Source organism: Sphingobium sp. MP9-4 (genome assembly GCF_005281675.1).
In the GTDB taxonomy this organism is placed as follows: domain Bacteria; phylum Pseudomonadota; class Alphaproteobacteria; order Sphingomonadales; family Sphingomonadaceae; genus Sphingobium; species Sphingobium yanoikuyae.
Genome location: NZ_LUFI01000032.1, coordinates 65,133 through 81,202, shown reverse-complemented (window position 1 = coordinate 81,202; position 16,070 = coordinate 65,133). Strand labels below are relative to the sequence as shown.

General features: G+C 63.1%; 19 protein-coding genes and 1 riboswitch. Of the genes, 13 read left to right on the top strand and 6 right to left on the bottom strand.

All coding sequences use genetic code 11. The features are described from left to right. Window positions 1-230 precede the first annotated feature (230 nt). Window positions 231-623, bottom strand: a complete 393-nt coding sequence (locus A0U87_RS10855; RefSeq protein ID WP_048939409.1) for a MerR family transcriptional regulator — start codon at window positions 621-623, stop codon at window positions 231-233. Between the two features lie 74 nt (window positions 624-697). Between A0U87_RS10855 and A0U87_RS10850 the strand changes: the two genes are divergently transcribed. Then, complete coding sequence (locus A0U87_RS10850) at window positions 698-1,462, top strand: glutaredoxin family protein (protein ID WP_048939408.1); 765 nt, start codon at window positions 698-700, stop codon at window positions 1,460-1,462. A 6-nt stretch (window positions 1,463-1,468) separates the two neighbouring features. Here the strand turns inward: A0U87_RS10850 and copD are convergent, their stop codons facing one another. Both copD and copC read right to left on the bottom strand, forming a co-directional pair. Further along, window positions 1,469-2,374, bottom strand: coding sequence for a copper homeostasis membrane protein CopD (gene copD, locus A0U87_RS10845; RefSeq protein WP_063141599.1), 906 nt, complete (start codon window positions 2,372-2,374; stop codon window positions 1,469-1,471). Then, a complete protein-coding gene (copC, locus tag A0U87_RS10840; RefSeq protein WP_048939406.1) occupies window positions 2,374-2,757 on the bottom strand; it encodes a copper homeostasis periplasmic binding protein CopC in 384 nt (127 codons plus the stop codon). The genes copD and copC overlap by 1 nt, the downstream gene beginning before the upstream one ends. 128 nt (window positions 2,758-2,885) lie before the next feature. Between copC and A0U87_RS10835 the strand changes: the two genes are divergently transcribed. The 9 genes from A0U87_RS10835 (at window position 2,886) to A0U87_RS10795 (ending at window position 10,802) form a co-directional block, all read left to right on the top strand. Then, the gene (locus A0U87_RS10835; protein WP_063141597.1) at window positions 2,886-3,167 is read left to right on the top strand and encodes a hypothetical protein; all 282 of its coding nucleotides are present in this window, start codon (window positions 2,886-2,888) and stop codon (window positions 3,165-3,167) included. After that, the gene (locus tag A0U87_RS10830) at window positions 3,164-3,604 is read left to right on the top strand and encodes a periplasmic heavy metal sensor (protein ID WP_048939405.1); all 441 of its coding nucleotides are present in this window, start codon (window positions 3,164-3,166) and stop codon (window positions 3,602-3,604) included. The genes A0U87_RS10835 and A0U87_RS10830 overlap by 4 nt, the downstream gene beginning before the upstream one ends. Beyond that, window positions 3,601-4,164, top strand: a complete 564-nt coding sequence (locus A0U87_RS10825; protein ID WP_240700544.1) for an RNA polymerase sigma factor — start codon at window positions 3,601-3,603, stop codon at window positions 4,162-4,164. The genes A0U87_RS10830 and A0U87_RS10825 overlap by 4 nt, the downstream gene beginning before the upstream one ends. 51 nt (window positions 4,165-4,215) lie before the next feature. After that, window positions 4,216-6,078: a copper resistance system multicopper oxidase gene (locus A0U87_RS10820; RefSeq protein ID WP_080993728.1), complete on the top strand. Its 1,863-nt coding sequence runs from the start codon at window positions 4,216-4,218 to the stop codon at window positions 6,076-6,078. After that, complete coding sequence (locus tag A0U87_RS10815; protein ID WP_063141595.1) at window positions 6,075-7,226, top strand: copper resistance protein B; 1,152 nt, start codon at window positions 6,075-6,077, stop codon at window positions 7,224-7,226. Before A0U87_RS10820 ends, A0U87_RS10815 begins: the two co-directional genes overlap by 4 nt. Window positions 7,227-7,251: 25 nt before the next feature. Beyond that, window positions 7,252-7,980 (top strand): PepSY domain-containing protein, encoded by a 729-nt coding sequence (locus A0U87_RS10810; RefSeq protein WP_048939402.1) that lies wholly within the window; start codon window positions 7,252-7,254, stop codon window positions 7,978-7,980. A gap of 629 nt (window positions 7,981-8,609) precedes the next feature. Further along, window positions 8,610-8,680: riboswitch (Fluoride riboswitch) on the top strand. Between the two features lie 23 nt (window positions 8,681-8,703). After that, complete coding sequence (locus A0U87_RS10805) at window positions 8,704-10,083, top strand: voltage-gated chloride channel family protein (protein WP_063141593.1); 1,380 nt, start codon at window positions 8,704-8,706, stop codon at window positions 10,081-10,083. Between the two features lie 2 nt (window positions 10,084-10,085). Then, on the top strand, window positions 10,086-10,487 hold the full coding sequence (locus A0U87_RS10800) for a DUF190 domain-containing protein (protein WP_048939400.1): 402 nt from the start codon (window positions 10,086-10,088) through the stop codon (window positions 10,485-10,487). A gap of 6 nt (window positions 10,488-10,493) precedes the next feature. After that, the gene (locus A0U87_RS10795; RefSeq protein WP_240700543.1) at window positions 10,494-10,802 is read left to right on the top strand and encodes a phospholipase D-like domain-containing protein; all 309 of its coding nucleotides are present in this window, start codon (window positions 10,494-10,496) and stop codon (window positions 10,800-10,802) included. Here the strand turns inward: A0U87_RS10795 and A0U87_RS10790 are convergent. Genes A0U87_RS10790 through A0U87_RS10780 form a run of 3 tightly spaced genes read right to left on the bottom strand, consistent with a single transcriptional unit; the run spans window position 10,786 to window position 13,153 of the window. Continuing rightward, window positions 10,786-11,358, bottom strand: coding sequence for a DedA family protein (locus A0U87_RS10790; protein ID WP_048939398.1), 573 nt, complete (start codon window positions 11,356-11,358; stop codon window positions 10,786-10,788). The genes A0U87_RS10795 and A0U87_RS10790 overlap by 17 nt on opposite strands. After that, window positions 11,355-12,791, bottom strand: a complete 1,437-nt coding sequence (locus tag A0U87_RS10785) for a YncE family protein (RefSeq protein ID WP_048939397.1) — start codon at window positions 12,789-12,791, stop codon at window positions 11,355-11,357. Before A0U87_RS10785 ends, A0U87_RS10790 begins: the two co-directional genes overlap by 4 nt. Next, complete coding sequence (locus A0U87_RS10780) at window positions 12,788-13,153, bottom strand: DUF305 domain-containing protein (RefSeq protein WP_048939412.1); 366 nt, start codon at window positions 13,151-13,153, stop codon at window positions 12,788-12,790. The genes A0U87_RS10785 and A0U87_RS10780 overlap by 4 nt, the downstream gene beginning before the upstream one ends. 224 nt (window positions 13,154-13,377) lie before the next feature. On the opposite strand from A0U87_RS10780, the gene A0U87_RS10775 reads away from it, so the two are divergent. From A0U87_RS10775 to A0U87_RS10765, 3 genes are all read left to right on the top strand, one after another. Then, window positions 13,378-13,950: a uracil-DNA glycosylase gene (locus A0U87_RS10775; RefSeq protein WP_240700542.1), complete on the top strand. Its 573-nt coding sequence runs from the start codon at window positions 13,378-13,380 to the stop codon at window positions 13,948-13,950. 83 nt (window positions 13,951-14,033) lie between these two features. After that, on the top strand, window positions 14,034-14,903 hold the full coding sequence (locus tag A0U87_RS10770; RefSeq protein WP_048939395.1) for a LysR family transcriptional regulator: 870 nt from the start codon (window positions 14,034-14,036) through the stop codon (window positions 14,901-14,903). After that, entirely contained in the window at window positions 14,900-16,054 is a 1,155-nt protein-coding gene (locus tag A0U87_RS10765) for a TDT family transporter (RefSeq protein ID WP_170978387.1), read from the top strand. Before A0U87_RS10770 ends, A0U87_RS10765 begins: the two co-directional genes overlap by 4 nt. Window positions 16,055-16,070 lie beyond the last annotated feature (16 nt).

Genomic DNA, 16,070 nt, shown 5'->3' with positions numbered 1-16,070 from the left:
AAAACTGCCGTTTGCGAGCCGCGCCGGGAACGGCAGGTCCCTATTCAACACCTGCCATTCCTGGAGCACTGATGATCGTTCCCGGAACCCGCAGGACTGGCCGGTTGCAGACTGGCGGCTTCAGAGCAACGAATCGAGTTTAGCTGCCATTGGCCAACAGTCGTCCCACGACCTAGTTCGTTTGCCGATGAATAACCCCATTTCTAATTTAAGATATATCGGGGTAGAGCTCAGGCTCTCTGCTCAAATGCAGCGATGATCGGACACGCGCTAGCGGCCGAGTTTGCGCATTCGCTCGCAAGTTTGGCCAGCGCGGCCCGGGCAGATTGCATCTCCGCGATTTTCGCATCGATCGCAGCGATCCTGGCTTCGGCAAGATGCCGGGCGCGCGTTCGGTCATCGACCGCGTCGAGGCCAAGCAGTTCGCCGATTTCCTCGAGCGTGAACCCGGCGGTCTGTGCGGAGCGGATGAACCGCAGACGGCGCACATCTTCGTCGCCATAGCGCCGGATACCCTCGTCCCGCGAAGGCTCGGTCAGCAACCCTCGCCGCTGGTAATAGCGCACGGTCTCGACCCCGACGCCGCCCTTTGCGGCGAGCTTGCCGATCGTCAGTGTTTCCATGCCTTGACTCCGTACTATGGTACGGCACCTATATGTGTCGGGACCGATTAATCGCAAGGCGATGAGGACCCGCAATGACCGACCAATCCCCCAAGCGCGCGACACTCTACCGCATGGTGATGCCCGAGCATGTCTGCCCCTATGGCCTGAAGGCCAAGCACTTGCTTGAGACCCAGGGATATGCGGTCGATGACCGCTGGCTCAGGACCCGCGCCGAGACCGATGTGTTCAAGGCCGAGCATGAGGTGAAGACGACGCCGCAGACCTTCATCGATGGCCGGCGGATCGGCGGCTATGACGATCTGCGCCGCTTCTTCGGCAAGTCGGTGACCGACCCTGATGCGACGAGCTACACGCCCGTGATCGCGGTATTCGCGATGACCGCACTCATGGCGCTCGCCGTCAGCCAGTCGGTCTATGGCACGCCGCTTACCATGCACGCCGGCGAATGGTTCATCTCGCTCAGCATGTGCGTGCTGGCGCTCCTCAAGCTGCAGGATGTCGAGCGCTTCTCGTCCATGTTCCTCAACTACGACCTGCTCGCGCGGCGCTGGGTGCCCTATTCCTATGTCTATCCGTTCGCCGAAGGCGCAGCAGGTGTGTTGATGACCGCCGGTGTCCTGACCTGGCTGTCGACGCCGGTGGCGCTAGTAATTGGCGGTATCGGTGCGATCTCGGTGTTCAAGGCCGTCTATATCGACAAGCGCGAGATCAAATGCGCCTGCGTCGGCGGATCGAGCAAGGTGCCGCTCGGCTTCGTCTCGCTGACCGAGAACATCATGATGGTCACGATGGCGATCTGGATGGGAGCGGGCGCGCTTGGCCTGATGCACGCCTGATCGGCGCTAGAGCGAAGCTGGCGGTGCAAGCGTGCCCAGCCACGCGACCGCCGCCAGGATCGCGAGCGCTGCCAGAAATTCCAACCAGAGGCTCGTTCGCAATCGCACCACAGCGGGATGACCGGGATCGCTGCCCAGGGCCGGTGCAAGCCGCCAGCGATGGCCGGCGGCAAGTAGCAGCATCACGGCGAACAGGCCGAGCTTGGCGAGCAGCAGGCGGCCGTAGTCGCTCGTGCCGAGCGCCAGCATCCGCTCCGGCCCGACGAGGATATATAGGTTGAGCAGGCCGCTCGCGATGAGCAGGCCGACAATGATCGTGCCCGCGCGTGCAAAGCCCGTCAGGGCTCCGTGGGTGACTGCAAGCGTTTCCGGATCGCGGGCGGTGCTCATCAGCATTAGGAACGCGATCAGCGCACCGACCCAGGCCGAAGCTGCCAGCAGGTGCACGACATCGCCAACGAGCTGAGCCGTGCCGAAGGCGCCTTCGCCCGCTGCGCCATGTCCGGTCCAGGCAAGGCTCGCAATTGCGACCGCAGCCAGCACGGTCGAGCACCAGCTATTAAGCGGGGCCCAACACCTTGTAGGCACTGCGAGCAGCAGGATGCCAAGTAGAGCGAATATGCGCACGGTCCACGCCCAGCCGATGCTGGTCTGGGTCAGGATCATGGTCAGCGTCGCTCGATCGACTGCCATCACGCCGACTCCCGACATCGCAGCGACCAACAGCAGGATCGCGACCGCGCTCAACGCGATGCCGAGCACTGACAGCGCGATCACAGGCAAGCGCAGCGGCAAAGCCGTACCGCGCGCCGCCTGCGGCAGTCCGTAGATTGAGAACGCCAACAAGCCGAATAATGCGCCGAGGACGAGATACAGCCCCCAGCGCACGGCAACCAACGGCCAGTCGGGCATCACTGGACGGTGAAGGTCACGCTGCCGATCACGCGGTGGGTATCGCCCGAGACAGCGTGCCAATTGACCACATAGCTGCCTGGGCCAAGCGGGCGGCCGAACGCGATCTGCAAAGTCTTGCCGTCGGTGGCGACACTGATCTTCGCGCCGTTGATCTTCATCGGCGGATGATCCTTCATGCCGGGCATTCCCGTCATCACGACCTCGGCCCCGGACAAAGCGGGCATGAGCGTCTCGCTGAACGTCAAGGTGACCTGGCGCGGCCCGCTCACCGTCGCCGCCGCGGCGGGCGTGCTGTTCACCAGTTTGGGGTGCGCATAGGCAGTACCGGCCAGGCCAAAGGACAGCGCAGCCAGCGCGGAGAGCATCATCGTCTTATTCATTGAACCACTCCAACTCTGTTCATGCGTTCAATACGCAGTCCGCTCTGCTATCCCTCAACGACAAAATATCTGCATGCAGCTGAGGGCCGAGACGCCAGGCTGCGTATGCTGGTTAGAAGCATGGAGTGATGATGATGGATGTCGATACGGCATTACGGCGCCTGCATGACCTGCCGGTCGATCCGCGACTGGCTAGAATAGAGGTCGCCGTGTTCGCCGGGATCGCCCAGCAGGACGCACATGGCCGGCCGCTATCGGGCTCGCTGGTCGGCATCGCCGCCAGCCTCGCGCTCGTGGTCGGACTGCTCGGTTCAAGGATCCCCAGCTATACTGAACCAGCGCCTTCGATCGCCCCGTTCGGTGCACCAGCCGCGCTGGCGCCATCGACACTGCTAGGAACCGGCGAATGACCGACCGGCGCCGGCTGCTCCTGATCGCTGTGATCGCATTTCTCGCGGCGGTCGCTGGAGCCTTTATCGGCCGCGCCTTCATCGCACCATCCGCGCCGGTCGAAAGTGAGCTGCATACGCTGCTGCACCACGACCTGGATCTCGACGTTGGCCAGAAGGCCCGCATGGAAGAGATTGAACGGCGGTTTGCGCTGCGCAAGCAGGCGCTGGAGCTTGAGCTACGCGCGGACAATGCGAAGCTCGCCGACGCCATCCAGTCCGAACATGGTTATGGCCCCGCCGTCGGCGCAGCGGTCGATCGCTCGCATCAGGCGATGGGCCAGCTCCAGAAGGAGACGCTCGAGCATATATTCGCAATGCGGGCCGTGCTCAAACCCGATCAGGCGGCCAAGTTCGACGCCGCGGTCGTCAAGGCGCTGACGGCCAAGGAACGGTGAGCCTCGACCTCGCCGGCTGCTCGGACGGCGAACTGGCGGCACTCGCGGTGGGCAAGCGCCAGGCAGCCTATGCCGAACTGATGCGGCGGCATCGCGAGAGCGTGTTCCGGCTGCTGCGTGGCCTGGTCGGAGATAGCGACGCGGCCGTGGATCTGACCCAGCAGACCTTCATCGCCGCGTTCGCCGCCCTAGGGCGCTATGACGCCGAGCGTCCATTCCGCGCCTGGATCGGGCGGATCGCGGTCAACAAGGCGCGGGACTGGTCGCGGCGCCGGGCGGTGCGCCGCTTCTTCACCTTCGCACAACCGATCGAGGAAGCGCATGCCGTCGCCGACACCGCTGCTGCAAGCGACATCCAGATCGCCGACCGGCGCGAGCTGGAGCGGACCATGGCGGCAATCGCAGAACTGCCGGTCAACCTCAGGCAGGTCTTCGTCTTGCGCACGATCGAAGGCATGAGTCAGACGGAGACCGCCGAAACCCTCGGGATCGGCGACAAGGCCGTCGAAACAAGGCTCTATCGCGCCCGAAAAAAACTTGATGAGATGCTGAGGGGTTGAAGGCGTCGCTGCGTAAACCATCCATACGCACGCGACAGGGACTGCAATTTCATGGATTTCTCGACTGTCGATCGGCGCACATTGCTGCGCGGTCTCGGAATGGCCGGGGGCACTGCGGCGCTCGCGGCATGGATGCCGGCCTGGGCGCAGCCGGTATCGCAAGGCCTGCCGACCGTCTCCGGAGACGACATCACGCTGCGCATCGCCCGGCAGATGATGACGATCGACGGCCATCGCTCGCCTGCAATTGGGATTAACGGCACGGTCCCGGCGCCGCTCATCCGGCTGCGTGAAGGCCAGAAGGTGCGGCTGAACGTCATCAACGATCTGGACGAGGACAGCTCAGTCCACTGGCATGGCCTGCTGGTTCCGCCCGAGCATGACGGCGTTCCCGGGATCTCCTTTCCCGGCATCAAGCCGCGCTCCAGCTTTCTCTACGAATTCCCGGTGCGCCAGAGCGGCACCTACTGGTATCACAGCCATTCGGGCTTCCAGGAGCAGCTTGGTCTGTACGGTCCGATCGTGATCGATCCGGCGGGCGCCGATCCGGTCCAGTCCGATCGCGAGCATGTGATCGTGCTGTCCGACCACAGCCAGCTTTCGCCCGAGGCGATCTTCCGGCGGATGAAGGTCAATCCCGGCCATTTCAACTTCCAGCGCCAAACGCTGTCAGGGCTCCTTTCGGGGCGCGACCAGAAGGAGAAGGACCGCCTCGCCTGGGGCAAGATGCGGATGGACCCGGCTGATATCTCCGACGTGACCGGGGCGGCCTACACCTATCTCGTCAATGGACATGGACCGGCCGATAACTGGACGGCCTTGTTCGCCCCGGGTGAGCGTGTCCGCCTTCGTGTGATCAACGCATCATCGATGACCACCTTCAATGTGCGCATTCCCGGGCTGAAGCTGGCGATCGTCCAGGCCGATGGCCAGAATGTGATGCCGGTCGCGGTCGACGAATTTCAGATTGGAGTCGCGGAGACCTATGACCTGATCGTCACGCCGACCGAGGACAAGGCCTTCACGTTGGTCGGCGAGGCGGTCGATCGCTCTGGGATGGCACGCGCGACGCTCGCGCCGCGAGCCGGTATGGTCGCGCCGGTCCCGGCATTGCGCCAGCGCCCGCTCGCCACCATGAAGGACATGGGCATGGACATGGGCGGCGGCATGGCGCCGCGCGGCGTCGATCCCAGCGCCGAGCAGAATGCCTCGCGCACCCTCGCATCGCCGGGCAGTCCCGCTGCGGCGCCCATAGCCTTGATGGACCACGCGACCATGAAGCATGGCGCGATGGATCATTCAGCGATGCCGGGGATGGATCACAGCGGCGGCGCGATGGCCGGCCACGACATGGGCTCGATGAGCATGCGTGACTTCGGCAATGCGCCGCAGGTGAAGCGTGGACCTGGCGTGCAGACGATCTCGCCCATGCCGGTCGACCGCACCGGAGAGCCCGGCCAGGGTCTCACCGACGTCGGCCATAAGGTGCTGGTCTATCGCGACCTGATGGCACTGGAGCGCAATCCCGACGTCCGTGCGCCCTCGCGCAGCATCGACATCCACCTCACCGGCAACATGGAGCGGTTCATGTGGTCGCTCGACGGCGAGAAGATGTCGGATGTCCATGAGCCGATCCCCTTCATAGAGGGCGAGCGGGTGCGGGTGAACCTGATCAACGACAGCATGATGGCGCACCCGATCCACATCCACGGCCATTTCTTCGAACTGGTGACGGGACATGGCGACCGCGCGCCGCGTAAGCACACAGTTATCGTTCAGCCGGGCGGCATCGTCACCTGGGACTTCACTGCGGACGCGGTCGGTGACTGGGCGTTTCACTGCCATCTGCTCTATCACATGGCTGCGGGAATGATGCGCGTCGTCAGCGTCCGTCCGAAAGGAGATGCGGCATGAAGCGTCTCGCCTCGCTCCTGTCCGCCAGCGCAATGATCGCGCTCGCACTACCTGCCGACGCGCAGGATCATTCGATGCACGACATGCAGGGCATGAGGATGCCTTCTGCGAAGCCAACGGCTAAACCGAAGTCCAAGACCAAGCCGAAACCCAAGCCCGCCACCCCGGCGCCGCGTAGGAGCCAACCCGTCACAAAGCCTGCTTCCGCTGCGCCCGCAAAGCCCGCGACGGCTACCAGTGGCCACCAGGACCATGACATGAGCGGCATGGCGATGCCGATGGGGCCGGCGCAGCCAGCGCCCGCACAGGACAATGGCGCAATGCCCGGGATGGGTATGCCGGCCGACCATGCTGGCCATGAAATGGCTGCGATGTCCTCCGGGGAACCCGTCGGCACCGATCTGCCTGCCGGTAGCGCACCAGCGCCAACCCCACCGATGGATCACTATGCCGACCTCCAGTTTCCGCCGGCCGACATGGCGCATGCCCGCGACATGATGATGCGCGAGAGTGGCGGCCAGACGATGGCGACGGTGATGTTCAACCTCGCCGAATATCAGGCGCGCAAGGGCCGCGACGGCTATCGCTGGGATGGCGAGGCCTGGCTCGGCGGCGACATCAACCGGCTGACTATCAAGTCCGAAGGCGAAGGGGTGCTGCGCCAGGGCGTCGAGGCCGCCGAAGTGCAGGCACTCTACAGCCGTGCGATCGGACCGTATTTCAATCTCCAGGCCGGCGTCCGCCACGATTTCAAGCCAAGCCCCTCGCGCACCTATGCAGTCATTGGGTTCGAGGGCCTTGCGCCCTACTGGTTCGAAGTTGAGGGCGCAGCGTTCCTGTCCGACAAGGGCGATTTGCTCGGCCGCCTCGAAGGCTATTACGACCAGCGGATTACGCAGCGGCTGGTTCTCCAGCCCCGCGCGGAACTCAACCTGTCGGCACAGGACGTGCCTGAAAGCCGCATCGGCGCCGGCCTGAGCAGTGCCGAGCTTGGCCTCCGCCTGCGCTATGAGATTACCCGGCAGTTCGCTCCGTATATTGGCGTCTCCTATGAGGCGAAGACTGGTCAGACGGCCCGGTATGTGCGGGGAAATGGAGACGATCCGACTACGACCAGCGTTGTCGCGGGTGTGAGGATCTGGTTCTGATCGTCCTATGGGGCGATGAAGGGGGGTGATCTTGCGCGGAATACGCACTCGTATCCATTTGTTGGCGAGCCGCACGCACAAATGGCTGGCGCTACTGCTCGGCGTCCAACTGCTGCTCTGGTTCGCCAGTGGCGCTGTGATGAGCTTCTTCCCGATCGACCGCATTCATGGCGATCATCTGGTCGATCGTAAAACAGTCGAGCCACTTTCGTCAGGGACGAAGATCACGACGTTCGACCGATTTGCGAATGGCTTCGATGAACCCATTGAGAGCATTTCGATGCATATGCTGCTGGGGCGAACGGTTGCTGAAGTCAGCGGTGGTGGAAAGGTAGCGCTGTTCGACGCCACCAGCGGAAAGCAGCTCAGTCCGATCGGTTCCTCCACCGCTATTGCCGTAGCGCGCAAAGCCTGGCGCGGACCGGCGAACGCCACCGCGACGACCGAGGCGGTGGCGAACCTTTCGACAGAGTATCGCGGATCGCTGCCAGCGTGGCGCGTGTCGTTCAACGATCCAGACAATACGCGCGTATTCGTGGACGCGAGAAACGGACGCATCGCGGCCGTCCGAACCGGCACGTGGCGGTTCTATGATTTCGTCTGGGGCCTGCACATCATGGACTGGAAGAACCACGAAAATTTCAATTCGCCTTGGCTACTCGGCTTCGCGATCGGCGGACTGATGCTCTGGATTGGCGGCGCGACTTTGCTAGCGCTTCGTTGGCCGCGACGCCGACGACGAAAGCCAGCCTGATGCCACGGCTGCCAGCTTTTATTGCGAAAGGAAAAATGCGTCGAGAGAATGAGCGAAGGAATTTGACGGTCGCTTCCGTGGTCGAGCTTTCCCGGACACTGCACTGACGACATCCACTTTCCAAGTGCCGCTCGGTCGCCTTTCAATTCCAGAAGCAGGAGATTGCTCAAAAGCCTGGCGGCGCTCTTCAACCATAGATCGCAAAGCCGCCGTCGTTGACGAGGAAGGCGTCATCTCTGATCATTCTGCTGCTCTCGGGACAAGCCCATCAACTTCTCTGCCGCATCCTTCGGGCGACGACGACGGGACGCGGAAACGACCTTATTTTTTACAGGCCCTGCAAGATTCAATTTGCGACGGATAAGATCCAATCGCGTGTTTCTGACAGCCATCCCGACTTACTCCCTGCGACGCGTTTACAGTTTCTCAGGAGCCACTTGTGCGACTGCGTCACAACAGCGAAGATTTATTTGTTCCCAAATAAAAAACGTCTTCATCGTCACTCTAAACGTCCGAGACCGCGGCTAAGGCGAACAGCCACTGTTAGCTGAGAACGAGCGTGGAACTGCCCCACAAATCCACCTCCGCATGCGTTGCTGCTTGACCAAACGCATTCGCCATACGATATGCGCTGACAAGGCGATGGATTTCCGCCGGGCTTCGGCCGAACCGCCTTCGGGCTGATGATTCCTACCTGATGCGTTTTCGCAACAAGGAGGAATCGTGCGCGCTAAATTCGCAATATTGCTGTCGAACCTGAACGTCCTGCCCTTTGCTCGGGACCGGCACGACCATGCTCTGTCCGTGTTGCGTTGGCTGGCGCTCCTTGTTCCGATGGCTGCGGCGGTCGGCAGCCTCTGCGCTGCCTTCCTGTGGAGCCTCGACGTTGCGACACGAACACGCTTTGCGCATCCATGGCTGCTGTTTCTCCTGCCGGTCGGCGGGTTCGCGGTCGGCCTGCTCTATCATCTGTTCGGTCGCAGCGTCGAAGGCGGCAACAACCTGATCGTCGAGCAGGTCCATGAACCAGGTGGCGGCGTGCCTTTGCGCATGGCGCCGCTGATCTTCCTCGGCACCGTTGTCACGCACCTGTTCGGCGGCTCGGCCGGGCGCGAAGGGGCGGCTGTGCAGCTGGGCGGCAGCCTTGCCAGCGCCTTCGCCACGATGTTTCGGCTTGATGCCGAGAGTACCCGCATCATCCTGATGGCGGGTATTGCCGCAGGATTCGGGGCCGTTTTCGGCACACCGCTGGCAGGCGCCGTTTTCGCTCTCGAAGTGCTGGCAGTCGGCCGTGTGGAATATCGCGCGCTGGTGCCGACACTGATCGCCGCTGTCGTCGGCGACTGGACCTGTCACCAGTGGGGCATCCACCACGGAATGTACAACATCGACTATCTCAAGGGCGCGGTCGGACCGATCGCCGTCGACCCGGTGCTTCTGCTCGAGGCGGGCGTTGCCGGTGTGGCGTTTGGACTGGTCGGCCTGCTGTTCTCCGAACTGTCGCACGGCTTCGGCGACTTCGTGAAGCGCCACGTCCGCTTCGGGCCGCTGCGTCCCTTCCTGGGCGGCCTGGCGGTGATCGCTCTGGTCTATCTGTTCGGTACGCGCGACTATCTTGGCCTCGGCGTCCGGGCGCCCGACGCCTCGACACCCACCATCGCCGACTTTTTTGCGCCGGGGCCCGACTATTGGAGTTGGGCGCTCAAGCTGCTGTTCACGGTCGTGACGCTGGGCACCGGCTTCAAGGGAGGCGAGGTAACGCCGCTGTTCTTCATCGGCGCGGCGCTCGGCCACGCCCTTGGCACCCTATTCGGCGCTCCTGTCGATCTTTTTGCCGGTCTCGGGTTCGTTGCTGTGTTTGCCGGGGCAGCGAACACGCCTTTGGCCTGCACCATCATGGGCATCGAACTGTTCGGTGCTACCCATGCCGTCTACATCGCCGTAGCCTGTTTCGTCGCCTATCTGTGCTCCGGCCACAGCGGCATCTATCTGTCTCAGCAGATCGCCGTCCCCAAGCACCCGCGCATTTCCATCAGCCCCGGCATCACGCTGCGGAGCGTTCGCGCCGCGCGCCCTCAGATCACCAAGGCAGGATCTTCGTAAAAATGACTGACACAGCAATTCTCACGTCCAGCGAGATTGGCATGCTGCGTATCTACATGATGCCGCGTGATACGGCAGAGCCGCGCAAGGCATGGAAACTGTGGTCGGCGCGCCCGCTCTATCGTGAGCTTGTCGTCCAGGCCAAGGCTGCCGGTCTGATGAACGCCGTAGCCCATCATACCCATTACGGCTTCAGCAACCACGGGCCGGTGCTCGATCAGGGCGCGGAAACGAGCAATCCCTATCTGACCATGTGCGTCGAACTGATCGGCCACCGCGCCGATCTTGAACTGTTCTGCCAGCGGCATGCCGCCCTGCTGGAGACGAAAGTGGTCATATACAAACAGCTCGAACATTGGTCGATCGAAGCCCCGGCGAGGCCGCATCCGGAGAGCAAAGCATGAAGATCCTTGCCATCATCGCAGCGCGTGGGCGTGCGCCTCCACCGCTATCGAGACAGATTGCTTCACGCGAAGAACGTATCCATCGATGGGCGCATCGCCGTAATCGGATCCAGCAACGCTGATGTCCGCTCCTTCATGCTGAATGCCGAGATCAGCCTGATCCTGCATGATGAGGCGTCCGCCGGACCTCTCGCAGATGTCCAACGGGGACACATCCGCCGAAGCGACCAGCTGTTGCTGGAGGAATGGCGTGATCGCTCCGGTCTTTCGCGCTTCAGCGAGAATCTCGCTCGCCTCGTCAGTCCCTTGCTGTGACCTCACGCCTGCGGTGCCGGAGGTGTGCGACGAGGCCTACGAGAAGCAGCACCGCGAGTACCGGCACCAGAACATGGCCCACATCGCGGACGCGGCCAAAAGCGGCCTCGATGCCCTGACCGAAAAGGTAACCCAAGGTCACGAAGACCGTCGCCCAAACCATGGCCGCCAGAGCGTTGATGGCCATGAAGCGGGAGGCAGGAAGCGCAGTCGTGCCGATCGCGATCGGGCTGACGGTGCGCAGGCCATACAGAAAGCGGAACCCGAACACGAACAGCACCGGCCGCCGCTCGAACACATCGATGGCGCGGCGGAACGCGGCTTTCTGCTGGACGCGCTGAACGTAGCGATGATTGCGGAACCGGCGGCCGAGGGCAAAGAAGATCTGATCCGCGACGAAGGAACCGAGCGCCGCCGCTGCTATGGCGGCGGGGTACGCGATCAGGCCACGGTGGACCATCACGCCGCCCAGCACGACTACCGTCTCGCCTTCGATGCCCGCACCAAGGAACAGAGCCGCAAGGCCGTACTGGCTAAGGATCGCTTCAAGCGTCACGGCTTCTGCCGCTGGACCACCGCGCCAGCCTCATCCGGCGCGCCGGAACGGATTACGAGGAAGCGGCGCTCTGCAGGCGCGGCATCCTTGACGATCTGCCGGATCGGGCCAACCGCATTGACGATCGCCGCGCCTGCCGGATTGGTCATGAACTTGGCCAGCGGCTCGATTGTACCGGTGCCATCCTGACGTGCCGCCAGACCCAGCGTAAAGGTCTGCTTGGGCGCCAGTCCGGCGACGGCAGCCTGCAGGATCTGGACCTGCCCCTGATCGAACAGCGACACCTGGCTCTGTCCCTGACCTTCCAGGACGACCTGCGCTTTCCCCTGCGCCTTGGCGAGCGGCACGAGGTTGTCGAGGCCTTGCCCCGAAGGCACGGCGCCGGGCACATAGGCGACGCCTTGCGGGCCCTGTCCGATCGGGATCGTGGCAATGACCTTGTTCGTGGCCGTATCTATGACGGCGACTGCATCGTCATTTTCCAGCCCGACATAGATCCGGCTGCCATCGCCTGAGGGCCAGAGCCCATGCGGCAGCGCGCCGACCGGCACCGAGGCGATCTGGTCGAAAGTGTCGGTGCGGAACACCTTGACGATATTCTGCGTGCCGACCGTGACATAGGCGAACTGGCCTTTGGGAGTCCTGGCGATGTTGACATGGTTCGTGATCGGCCCGGTGTCGATCGTCTTCATCACGGCGAAAGGCGGCTTGGCGTCGAAGACCATGACCTTGCCGACGTCCTTGAGCGTCAGCCATACCTGCTTGCCGTCAGGCGTGGCGGCGATGTCCGGGCAGAACGGGCTGTCCTGCTTCACGCGGCCAACGATGCGCTTCGACCTCGTGTCGATCACGACGGTTTCCGGCGAGAAGCTGGAACAGACGTAGCCGTATTTCCCATCGGGCGAGAAGATCGTCATGCCCGGCCCATTGGGTACAGCAATACGGCCCGTCTCCTTGAAGGTGGTCCCGTCGAGCACAGCGATATAATCCTCGCCGCGCACGCTCACCCAGACTTCTCGGCCATCGGGCCGGAAGAAGGCTTCATGCGGGGAACGCCCGACGTAGGCGGTGTGCTTCACGGCATTGGTCGCGGTATCGATGAAGCTGACCGAGTTGGACCCGATCGACACGACCGCCAGTGTACGGCGATCAGGCGAGAAGCCCATGCCATGCACCAGAAGCTGGCCGCGATAGAGCGGGCTGAGATTTGCAGGCGTAGGATCGCCGAGCTTGATGACACCCAGCAGCGTGTTCGTCGACGGATCGATGACCGATACCGTGTTGGAAAACTGGTCCGAGGTGTAGAAACGGTCCTGAGCGCTGATAGCCCGATCAGGCTGGGCATTGGGAACCTGCTGCGCATTTGCCGGGAGTGCGACAAGGGCAGCCGCTATCGGCAAGGTGTACGACACGATGCTCAGCGTCTTCTTCATTTGTCGTCTCCCATGTGATGGTGCGCGCTGGCAGCGGGGCCTGTCTTTTTCGCGAGAATGTCCTGCATGACGGCGATCTCCTGCCGCTGCTCGACGATGATGCCCTGAGCCAGGCGGCGCAGGCGTTCGTCTTTTCCGTATCTGAGCTCCGCTTCCGCCATCTCGATCGCGCCCTGGTGATGGGGGATCATCATCGCCGCGAAGTCGCGGTCCGGGTCGCCCGATGGCGCAATCATCATCGCATGGTGCATCCGCTCCATGGAGGCTGCCATCTGGCTTGCAAAGCCATCGGACGATGCCGCCAGTGCGGCCGCCGATGCTGTCGCCGCGCAAAGGCCGGCCAATCCCCATAGCAGTTTCAAGTGAAGCCCTTTCGTCATGGCGTTCCGGCGATAACGCCTACAGCGGTCGCAGGTGTCATCCTCGCAGCATGCAACGGAAAAAATGCGAGCTGCCGAGGAGCAGGTACGCCAACGCAGGCGTTGCCTGTCGAACACATGGCGCAACACTCGCCATCGATCCAACCGATGATTTTTGTAGTTTCGATAGGATTTGACGATCAATGGCCTGGCTGGATGATCCCGCGTTGATCGCCGAACGCAGAGCGGCACTTGGTGCGCCGCACATTGCGCCGCTGGAGATATGGCGTGAGGGGCTCGTTGGCGCAGGACACACGGTGCCGCATTTCGACCCGTTCGATGGCGGCATAGATGCGCGCCTTCTCCTGCTTCTTGAGACGCCGGGCCCCGGGCCTGATCGCACTCGCTTCGTGTCGCGGGACAACCCATCTGGCACTGCTCGTAACCTTCGCCGTTATCTGGAAGCGGCGGGCATCGCGCGAATGGACATCGTTCAGTGGAATTGCGTGCCCTGGATCGTCCACGCCCCCGGTGCCCGCAATCGCGCGCTGCGCCGAACGGAGATTGCCGAAGGTCTCGCAACGCTTCCCGACCTGCTTGCGAAACTGCCGGGCGTGCGGGTCTGCATCTTGGCGGGCCGGGTGGCGGCGGGGGCGGAAGCACTTATCGAAGAGGCACGGCCCGATGTGTCGGTCATCACCATGCCCCACCCTAGTCCGGCCAATGTCTGCACCAGTCCTGATGTCAGCCAACGGATCGAAAGCGCGCTGCTCGCCGCCAGGAACGCACTCATCAAATGATCTTAGAACGAGATTGGAATGATATAATCAATGCGTTGGAGTGATTGATCGGGCTGCGGTATCAATGGTGACAGGAGATCACCATGACCCTTGAACAATTACGCATCTTCGTGGGCGTTGCCGAACGCGAACATATGACGCGGGCCGCCGAGGCACTGGGCGTGACCCAGTCCGCTGCCAGCGCGGCGATCGCTACGCTGGAGGCCAGGCATGACGTGCCGCTCTTCAACCGCGTGGGCCGCGGCATCGAACTGACCGAGGCGGGTCGCATGTTCCTCGATGAGGCACGCGCCGTTCTTGGCCGCGCCGCGACGGCGGAGCTTACCCTGGCCGAGTACGGCGGCCTGAAGCGCGGAACCCTGCGCCTTGTCGCCAGCCAGACCATCGCCAGCTACTGGCTGCCCTCGCGCTTGGCTCAGTTTCACAGCCGCCACCCCGCGATCCGCGTCGAACTCGCAATCGACAACAGCGAGGGTGCGGCGGCACAGGTACTGGATGGCCGCGCGGAACTGGGCTTTGTCGAAGGTTCGATCGACCAGCCCGCACTCGCCCACTGGAAAGTCGGCGAGGACCGGATGCTGCTGATCTCGGGGCAGGCTGTCGATACCATCGATGAGGACTGGGTGCGCGGCGCCAACTGGATCGTGCGGGAGCACGGGTCCGGCACACGGTCGAGTTTCGAGGATGTCCTGCGTGATCGCGGTATCGATCCGGCAGACCTGAACATCGCCATGACGCTGCCGTCCAACGAAGCCGTACGGTCCGCTGTCGAGGCCGGCGCCGGTGTCGCGGTCCTTTCCGAACTGGTGGTGCGCCGCGCACTTGCTGCAGGGCACCTTCATGAATTGCCGCTCGCAATGCCTGCCCGTCCATTTGAAGCGTTACGCCACAAGGAGCGGTATCGCACCCGGGCAGCCGACGCGCTGACCGAACTGGTCAAGGAGTTTGGATGATGACCACGGATATCAAGCCCATCCTCGAAGGGATGCGCCCACTCAGCCGGCTCGATCACCCGCGCGAGATGATCCGCCAGTTCACGCCCAACTGGTTTGCCGCCACCATGGGCACGGGCATTCTTGCGCTGGCCCTCCCGCAGGTGCCGGGCATCGGCGCTTCGCTCAAGCCTGTGGGAGAGGTGCTGTGGTTCTTCAACATCGGGCTCTTCAGCCTTTTCACCGCGCTCTATACCGCGCGCTGGATCCTGTTCGGCCACGAAGCGCGGCGCATCTTCGGCCACAACACCGTATCGATGTTCATCGGCACGATCCCCATGGGCCTCGCCACGATCATCAACGGGTGCATCGCATTCGGTATCGCGCGCTTCGGCGAGGGCATCGTACCGGTCGCCACGGTCTTGTGGTGGATCGACGCCGCCATGGCGGTAAGCTGCGGTGTGCTGATCCCCTACTTCATGTTCACGCGCCACCAGCATTCGCTCGACGGCATGACGGCGGTGTGGCTGCTGCCGGTCGTGGCGGCCGAAGTGACGGCTGCCAGCGGAGGACTGCTGGCGCCGCATCTGGCGCAAGACAGCGCGCAGTTCGGGATGCTCGTCACGTCCTACATCCTGTGGGCCTATTCGGTCCCGGTCGCCTTCAGCATTCTTGCACTGTTGATCCTGCGCATGGCGCTCCACAAGCTGCCGCATGAGGGCATGGCCGCATCGAGCTGGCTGGCGCTTGGCCCGATCGGTACCGGCGCGCTGGGCATGCTGGTTCTGGGCGGCGACGCCCCCGCGATCATGGCTGGGCATGGGCTGGCCGATGTCGGCACTGTCGCCCAAGGCATCGGCACAATCGCCGGTCTGTTGCTGTGGGGCTTTGGCCTCTGGTGGCTGGCGCTCGCCTCGCTCATCACCTGGCGCTACTGGCGGGCAGGTATCCCGTTCAACCTTGGCTGGTGGGGCTATACCTTCCCGCTAGGCGTCTTCACCGTGGCAACCTTTCGCCTTGGCACGACCCTGCACCTTGCCTTCTTCGGTATCGTGGGCACCGTTCTGACCCTGGCGCTTGCCCTGATGTGGATGGTGGTCGCCGCAAAGACCTTGATCGGCGGATGGCGCGGCAATCTCTTCGTATCGCCCTGTATCGCCGCCACAAACTGATCGGGCATTGCGATCA

What these genes read in the sequence shown, in the direction of transcription:
- A0U87_RS10855 (WP_048939409.1), bottom strand. Translation starts at nt 623, where the DNA reads ATGGAAACACTGACGATCGGCAAGCTCGCCGCAAAGGGCGGCGTCGGG.
- A0U87_RS10850 (WP_048939408.1), top strand. Translation starts at nt 698, where the DNA reads ATGACCGACCAATCCCCCAAGCGCGCGACACTCTACCGCATGGTGATG.
- copD (WP_063141599.1), bottom strand. Translation starts at nt 2,374, where the DNA reads ATGCCCGACTGGCCGTTGGTTGCCGTGCGCTGGGGGCTGTATCTCGTC.
- copC (WP_048939406.1), bottom strand. Translation starts at nt 2,757, where the DNA reads ATGAATAAGACGATGATGCTCTCCGCGCTGGCTGCGCTGTCCTTTGGC.
- A0U87_RS10835 (WP_063141597.1), top strand. Translation starts at nt 2,886, where the DNA reads ATGATGATGGATGTCGATACGGCATTACGGCGCCTGCATGACCTGCCG.
- A0U87_RS10830 (WP_048939405.1), top strand. Translation starts at nt 3,164, where the DNA reads ATGACCGACCGGCGCCGGCTGCTCCTGATCGCTGTGATCGCATTTCTC.
- A0U87_RS10820 (WP_080993728.1), top strand. Translation starts at nt 4,216, where the DNA reads ATGGATTTCTCGACTGTCGATCGGCGCACATTGCTGCGCGGTCTCGGA.
- A0U87_RS10815 (WP_063141595.1), top strand. Translation starts at nt 6,075, where the DNA reads ATGAAGCGTCTCGCCTCGCTCCTGTCCGCCAGCGCAATGATCGCGCTC.
- A0U87_RS10800 (WP_048939400.1), top strand. Translation starts at nt 10,086, where the DNA reads ATGACTGACACAGCAATTCTCACGTCCAGCGAGATTGGCATGCTGCGT.
- A0U87_RS10785 (WP_048939397.1), bottom strand. Translation starts at nt 12,791, where the DNA reads ATGAAGAAGACGCTGAGCATCGTGTCGTACACCTTGCCGATAGCGGCT.
- A0U87_RS10770 (WP_048939395.1), top strand. Translation starts at nt 14,034, where the DNA reads ATGACCCTTGAACAATTACGCATCTTCGTGGGCGTTGCCGAACGCGAA.
- A0U87_RS10765 (WP_170978387.1), top strand. Translation starts at nt 14,900, where the DNA reads ATGATGACCACGGATATCAAGCCCATCCTCGAAGGGATGCGCCCACTC.